The 7,020-nt window shown below is 74.3% G+C and carries 5 protein-coding genes; all 5 read left to right on the plus strand.

Annotated elements, in window-relative coordinates; translation table 11 throughout:
- Nucleotides 1-5 precede the first annotated feature (5 nt).
- Nucleotides 6-1,499: an Asp-tRNA(Asn)/Glu-tRNA(Gln) amidotransferase subunit GatA gene (gene gatA, locus ACIOFR_RS38120; protein ID WP_401004790.1), complete on the plus strand. Its 1,494-nt coding sequence runs from the start codon at nt 6-8 to the stop codon at nt 1,497-1,499.
- Nucleotides 1,496-1,735 carry a hypothetical protein gene (locus tag ACIOFR_RS38125; RefSeq protein WP_401004791.1) on the plus strand — a complete coding sequence of 80 codons (240 nt, stop codon included), beginning with the start codon at nt 1,496-1,498 and terminating at the stop codon, nt 1,733-1,735. The genes gatA and ACIOFR_RS38125 overlap by 4 nt, the downstream gene beginning before the upstream one ends.
- Nucleotides 1,736-1,767: 32 nt before the next feature.
- Complete coding sequence (gatB, locus tag ACIOFR_RS38130) at nt 1,768-3,267, plus strand: Asp-tRNA(Asn)/Glu-tRNA(Gln) amidotransferase subunit GatB (RefSeq protein ID WP_401004793.1); 1,500 nt, start codon at nt 1,768-1,770, stop codon at nt 3,265-3,267.
- Nucleotides 3,268-3,521: 254 nt separating this feature from the next.
- On the plus strand, nt 3,522-3,731 hold the full coding sequence (locus tag ACIOFR_RS38135; protein WP_401004795.1) for a hypothetical protein: 210 nt from the start codon (nt 3,522-3,524) through the stop codon (nt 3,729-3,731).
- Nucleotides 3,732-3,862: 131 nt separating this feature from the next.
- Nucleotides 3,863-7,020 (plus strand): AAA family ATPase (locus tag ACIOFR_RS38140; protein ID WP_401004797.1); only part of this gene is annotated, 3,158 nt, incomplete at its 3' end.

A 7,020-nucleotide genomic window follows, 5' to 3' on the forward strand; every position in this document is an offset into this window, starting at 1 on the left:
TCACCATGACCGATCTCATCCGCTACACCGCAGCTGAGACGGCCGGCGCGATCGCCTCCGGCGAGGTCTCCGCCGTCGAGGTCGCCCAGGCCCACCTGGACCGCATCGAGGCCGTCGACAAGAAGGTCAACGCCTTCCTGCACGTCGACACCGAGGGTGCGCTCAAGGCCGCCCGCACGGTCGACGACCGGCGCGCGCGCGGCGAGGAGCTCGGCCCGCTGGCCGGCGTCCCGCTGGCCCTGAAGGACGTCTTCACCACCGAGGGCATCCCGACCACCTGCGGCTCGAAGATCCTCGAAGGCTGGATCCCGCCGTACGACGCGACCCTGACGAAGCGTCTGAAGGACGCCGGCGTGGTCATCCTCGGCAAGACCAACATGGACGAGTTCGCCATGGGGTCCTCCACCGAGAACTCCGCCTACGGCCCCACCGGCAACCCCTGGGACCTGACCCGGATCCCGGGCGGCTCCGGCGGCGGCTCGGCGGCCGCACTGGCCGCCTACGAGGCCCCGCTGGCCATCGGCACCGACACCGGCGGCTCGATCCGCCAGCCCGGCGCCGTCACCGGCACGGTCGGCGTGAAGCCCACCTACGGCTCGGTCTCCCGCTACGGCCTGGTCGCCTTCTCCTCCTCGCTGGACCAGGGCGGCCCCTGCGCCCGTACGGTGCTGGACGCGGCCCTGCTGCACGAGGCCATCGCCGGCCACGACCCGCTGGACTCCACCTCGATCGACGCGCCGGTCCCGGCCGTGGTCGAGGCGGCGAGGATGCGCGACGTCCGCGGCATGCGGATCGGCGTCGTCAAGGAGTTCGCCGGCGAGGGCTACCAGACCGGCGTGATGCAGCGCTTCGACGAGTCGGTGGAGCTGCTGCGCGAGCTGGGCGCCGAGGTCGTCGAGGTCTCCTGCCCGTCGTTCACGCTGGCGCTGCCCGCGTACTACCTGATCGCGCCGAGCGAGGCCTCCTCCAACCTGGCCCGCTTCGACGCCATGCGCTACGGCCTGCGGGTCGGCGACGACGGCACCCGTTCCGCCGAGGACGTCACCGCGCTCACCCGTGAGGCCGGTTTCGGCGACGAGGTGAAGCGCCGGATCATCCTCGGCACCTACGCGCTGTCCTCGGGCTACTACGACGCCTACTACGGCTCGGCCCAGAAGGTCCGCACCCTGATCTCGCGGGACTTCGACGCGGCCTTCGCCGGCGTCGACGTGCTGATCTCGCCGACCACGCCGACCACCGCCTTCCCGATCGGCGAGCGGGCCGACGACCCGATGGCGATGTACCTGGCCGACCTCTGCACCATCCCGTCGAACCTGGCGGGCAACGCGGCCATGTCGCTGCCCTGCGGCCTGGCCCCGGAGGACAATCTCCCGGTCGGCCTGCAGATCATCGCGCCCGCGATGGCGGACGACCGCCTGTACCGCGTGGGCGGCGCCGTCGAGGCCGCACTCAACGACAAGTGGGGACACCCCCTGCTGGAGGAGGCACCGGCACTGTGAGCACCGTTGCGAAGGCCAAGGGCTTCAAGCACTCGAAGCCGGGCCTGTGGCTGTCCATCGGAACCAGCGCCTTCGGCGCGGTCACGATCGTCAAGGACGTCAAGAAGGCGCGTGGCGAGAACGACACCCTCAAGCTGATCAACGCCCTGGTCGGCGCCGCCGCGCTGATCACCGGCACCGCGCTCCTCGTCCGTGAGCTCAGGCGGCTCGGCGACGACGACGTGCTGCTGGGCTGACGGACCTCCAAGACTCAAGTGAAGGGGACGCTGTGAGCGTCATCAGTCTGGTCTCGTACGAGGACGCTCTCGCCTCGTACGACCCGGTGATGGGCCTTGAGGTCCACGTCGAGCTGGGTACGAAGACCAAGATGTTCTGCGGCTGCTCGACCGAGCTGGGCGCCGCGCCCAACTCGCAGACCTGCCCGACCTGCCTCGGCCTGCCCGGCTCGCTGCCGGTGGTCAACGCGATCGGCGTCGAGTCGGCGATCAAGATCGGCCTCGCGCTGAACTGCGAGATCGCCGAGTGGTGCCGGTTCGCCCGGAAGAACTACTTCTACCCGGACATGCCGAAGAACTTCCAGACCTCGCAGTACGACGAGCCGATCGCCTTCAACGGCTACCTCGACGTGCAGCTGGAGGACGGCTCGACCTTCCGGGTCGAGATCGAGCGAGCCCACATGGAGGAGGACACCGGCAAGTCCTCCCACATCGGCGGTGCGACCGGCCGGATCCACGGCGCCTCGCACTCGCTGCTGGACTACAACCGGGCCGGCATCCCGCTGATCGAGATCGTCACCAAGCCGATCGAGGGCGCCGGCGAGCGGGCCCCCGAGGTCGCCAAGGCGTACGTCGCCGAACTGCGCGAGCTGATCCGGGCGCTCGGCGTCTCCGAGGCCCGGATGGACAAGGGCCAGATGCGCTGCGACGTCAACCTGTCGCTGCGCCCCAACGGCACCGAGACCTTCGGCACCCGCTCGGAGACCAAGAACGTCAACTCGCTGCGCAGCGTCGAGCGGGCGGCCCGGTTCGAGATCCAGCGGCACGCGACCGTCCTCACCGACGGCGGCACCATCGTGCAGGAGACCCGGCACTTCCACGAGGACAACGGGTCCACCACCTCGGGCCGGATCAAGGACAACGCCGAGGACTACCGCTACTTCCCGGAGCCGGACCTGGTCCCGATCGCCCCCGCCCGCGCGTGGGTCGAGGAGCTGCGCGCCGGGCTGCCGGAGCTGCCCCGGGTCCGCCGGGCCCGGCTGCAGGGCGAGTGGGGCCTGTCCGACAAGGACATGCAGTCGGTGCTGAACGCCGGCGCGGTCGAGCTGATCGAGCAGACCATCGCCGCCGGCGCGCCGGCCGACCAGGCCCGCAAGTGGTGGCTGGGCGAGCTGGCCCGCCGCGCCAACGAGACCGGCACCGAGCTGGCCGAGCAGCCGATCACCCCGGCCCAGGTGGCCCGGGTGGCCGCCCTGGTCGCCGAGGGCAAGCTGAACGACAAGCTGGCCCGCCAGGTCATCGAGGGCGTGCTGGCCGGCGAGGGCGAGCCGGACGCGGTCGTCGAGCAGCGCGGCCTCGCCGTGGTCTCCGACGACTCCGCGCTCGGCGCGGCCGTCGACCAGGCGATCGCCGACAACCCGGCCATCGCCGCCAAGATCCGCGACGGCAAGGTCCAGGCGATCGGCGCGCTGGTGGGCGCGGTCATGAAGACCACCCGCGGCCAGGCCGACGCGGCCAAGGTCAAGGACATGCTGCTGGCGAAGCTCTCCTGAGGACACCTCAGGGCCGGCCCCGGCGAACCCGGGGACGCCTTAGTCCTCCTTAGCCCGAAGGGCCCGTCCCCACCCCGCGTTCCGGGGTGCGGACGGGCCCTTCGGCGTGGAGCCGAAGGCACCTAAGGCCGTCCGGCCTCCGAAGATGAGGCATGCTGCCGATGCCGCATCCCCGTCTGGGACGCGATCGTGGAGGCCGGACGACGGACCGGCCACCGAGGCCGGGAAGCGTCCCGACCAGGGGGACCACCACCGTGTACGAGTACGAGATCATCCGCCAGCGCCACCACCAGCTCCAGCAGGAGGCGGAACGCGCCCGCCTGGTCCGCGAGGCGCGGACCGGCCGGGCCGCCGCCGAGGGCCGCACCGGCCTGCGGGCCCGGTTCGCCCGCAGCGTACGCCGCACCGACCCGGCCGCCGCCCGGACGGCCGCCGCCCGCGCCGTCCGCCTCGGCGAATGCTGACAGAGCGGCACAACCCGGGTGCCGGAGCCGGGATCGAAGGGGAGCACGCCACGGGCGTGCTCCCCTTCGGGCCGTCCGGGCCCCCGATAACGCCTCGGTCCGCGATACGGGCCTGTGGCATGCTCGCCGCCATGGAGCAGATATCGGTCAGCCCGGTCTTCGTCGGGCGCGGCGCGGAGACCGACCTACTGGCGACGGCACTGCGCCGCACCGAGGCCGCCGAACCGCAGACCGTGCTGATCGGGGGAGAGGCCGGGGTCGGCAAGACCCGGCTGGTGGAGGAGTTCCTCGACAGCGCGGCCGCGGGCGGGGCGGTCACCACGGTGGGCGGCTGCCTGGAGATCGGCGCCGAGGGCCTGCCGTACGCCCCGCTGGCCACCGCGCTGCGCCGCCTGCACCGGCTGCTGGGAGCGGAGTTCGAGCGGGCCGCGGCCGGCATGGAGGGGCACCTGGCCCGGCTGCTGCCGGACTTCGGGGAGGCCGACGGCGAACCGAACGACGAGTTCGGCCGGGCCCGGCTGTTCGAGCACACCGCCCGTCTCTTCGAGCGGCTCGGCGCCGACCGGACGCTGGTGCTGGCCGTCGAGGACCTGCACTGGTCCGACCGCTCCACCCGCGAGCTGCTGGCCTACCTGATCCGCACCCTGCACCGCTCCCGGGTCCTGATCGTCACCACGTACCGCAGCGACGACCTGCACCGCCGCCACCCGCTGCGCCCGTTCCTGGCCGAACTCGACCGGCTGCGCACCGTGCAGCGGCTGGAACTGGACCGGTTCGGACAGGGCGAGGTGGCCGCCCAGCTGGCCGGCATCCTCGGCACCGAGGCGCCGGACCGGGCCCTGGTGGACCGGATCCACCGCCGCTCCGAGGGCAACCCGTTCTTCGTCGAGGAACTGGCCACCGCCCACCGCCAGGGCTGTCCGGCCGGGATGACCGAATCGCTGCGCGACATCCTGCTGGTCCGGGTCGAGGCACTGCCCGACGAGACCCAACAGGTGGTCAAGTTCGCCGCGGAGGGCGGCTCCTGCGTCGAACACGAGCTGCTCGCCGCCGTCCTGGACGAGGGCGAGGAGCCGCTGATCGAGGCGCTGCGCACCGCCGTGGGCGCCAACATCCTGCGGCCGGACACCGACGGCGAGGGCTACCGGTTCCGGCACGCGCTGGTCCGCGAGGCGGTCTCGGACGACCTGCTGCCCGGCGAACGGCACCTGATCAACCGCCGGTTCGCCGGCGCGCTGGAGCAGGACCCGGGCCTGGTCAACGGCGAGGTGCGGCCCGCCCGGCTGGCCAACTACTGGTACCACGCGCACCACCCGGCCCGGGCCCTGCCGGCCGCCCTGGAGGCGGCCCGGGCCGCCCGCCGCCGCAACGCCTTCGCCGAGCAACTGCGCATGCTGGAACGCGCGCTGGAGCTCTGGGACGAGGTCTCCGAAGACGTCCTGGAGAACACCCTGCGCCCGTACGACTGGGCCGAGACCTACCCGCCCTGCGCCTGCGACCCCGGCACCCACGACGCCAGCTGCGACCGGCTGCGGGTGGTCGACGTGCTGGCCGAGGCGGTGGTCGCGGCCCGCCGCAGCGGGGAGCGCGAGCGCGGGCTGAGCCTCGCCAAGCGCGGCGTCAAGCTGGTGGACGAGCGGTCCGACCCGACCAGGGCGGCCTGGTTCCGGATGCAGCGGGCCCGGATGCTCGGACACCTCGACCGGCCCGGCGGCACCGACGAACTCGCCTACGCGCACCGGCTGGTGGCCGACCTCGGGCCGTCCGCCGTGCAGGCCGAGGTGCTCGCCCTGGACGCGGCGCACGCCCTGCTGCGGCGCCCGACCCGCGAACACCACGCGATCGCCGAACGGGCCGCCCGGATCGCCCGGCAGGTCGGCGCGAGCAGCGTCGAACTGCACGCCCTGATGACCCTGGGCAGCCTGCGCACCGACTTCGACGACCCCGCCGAGGGCCTGGCCCTGCTCACCGACGCCGTGGCGAGGGCCCGGCAGCTGGGCGTGCCCGACCTGCTCTGCCGGGGGCTGAACAACCTCGCCAGCATGCTCAACCTGCTGGGCCGGGCCACCGAGGCCGCCGAGATCGCCCGGGAGGGCCTGGAGGCGGCCGGCAGCACCGGGCTGCTCGGCAACACCGGCGCGATCCTCACCGGCAACCTCGCGGAGGCCCTGATCGCGCTCGGCCGGCTTCCCGAGGCGGCCGTGCTGCTGGACGCCTGGGCCGAGGACCCGGCCCGGGAATCCCACCACGAGTTCCTCGCCCGGCTGCGCACCGAACTCGCGCTGCTCGCCGACGACCTGCCCGCCGCCGAGGCGGCTTTCGCCCAGACCAGGGCCGCCGGCCGGGACGACAAGCCCCAGCACTACCTGCCGACCGCCAGGGCCGGCCTGCTGATCGCGGCGCGCCGGGGCCGGCCTGCGGCCGCCCGGCAGGAACTGCTGACCGTCCTGGACGGCGGCCTGCCGGGCGGCCAGGAGGCACTGCTGCTCCCGCTCCTGGTCCAGGCCGCCGCCGCGGAGGCGGACACCCGCGGGCTGCCCGCCGCCGACCCCGGGCGGCCCGAGGTGCTGGCCCGGATCGCCGCCGCCGTCGGCGGGTACCGGCCGCGGGTGCCGCTGCTGCTGGGCTGGTCGTTGCTGCTGGAGGGCGAGCTGGCCCGGGCCCGCGGCGCCGACACCGAGGCGCACTGGGCCGCCGCCGTCGACGCCCTGCGGCCGACCGGCCTGCCGTACCCGTCGGCGTACGCGCTGCTGCGGGCCGCCGAGTGCGCGGCGGCGGGCGGACGGCGGGACGCGGCCGCCGAGTTGGCCGGCGAGGCGCTCGGGCTGGCCCGCGCGTGCGGCGACCGGTACCTGCGGCGGGAGACCGAACGGCTCGCCGAACGGGCCGGGCTGGCGCTGCGCGCCGACCGCGCCGCGGACGGGACCGGCGCCGCCGCGTCCGGCCCCACCGCCGCGCCGCCGGCGACCGAGGCGCTCGGGCTCACCCCGCGCGAGCGGGACGTGCTGCGGCTGCTGGCACTCGGCCGGACGAACCGCCGGATCGCCGAGGAGCTGTACATCTCGCCGAAGACCGCGAGCGTCCATGTCTCCAACATCCTGGCCAAGTTGGAGGTCGGCGGGCGCGGCGAGGCGGCGGCCCTGGCCCACCGGTGGCGGCTGTTCCCGGACGTGGACCCGGTGTCCGGCGGGGGGGGGGCCCCCCCCCCGGCCCCCCCGGGGGGGGGGCCGCCCCCCCCCCCCGGGGCCGCCCCCCGCGCCCCCCGGCCGGGGGGGGGGGGGGGCCGCCC

It is taken from the genome of Kitasatospora sp. NPDC088346, from assembly GCF_044740765.1.
In the GTDB taxonomy this organism is placed as follows: domain Bacteria; phylum Actinomycetota; class Actinomycetes; order Streptomycetales; family Streptomycetaceae; genus Kitasatospora.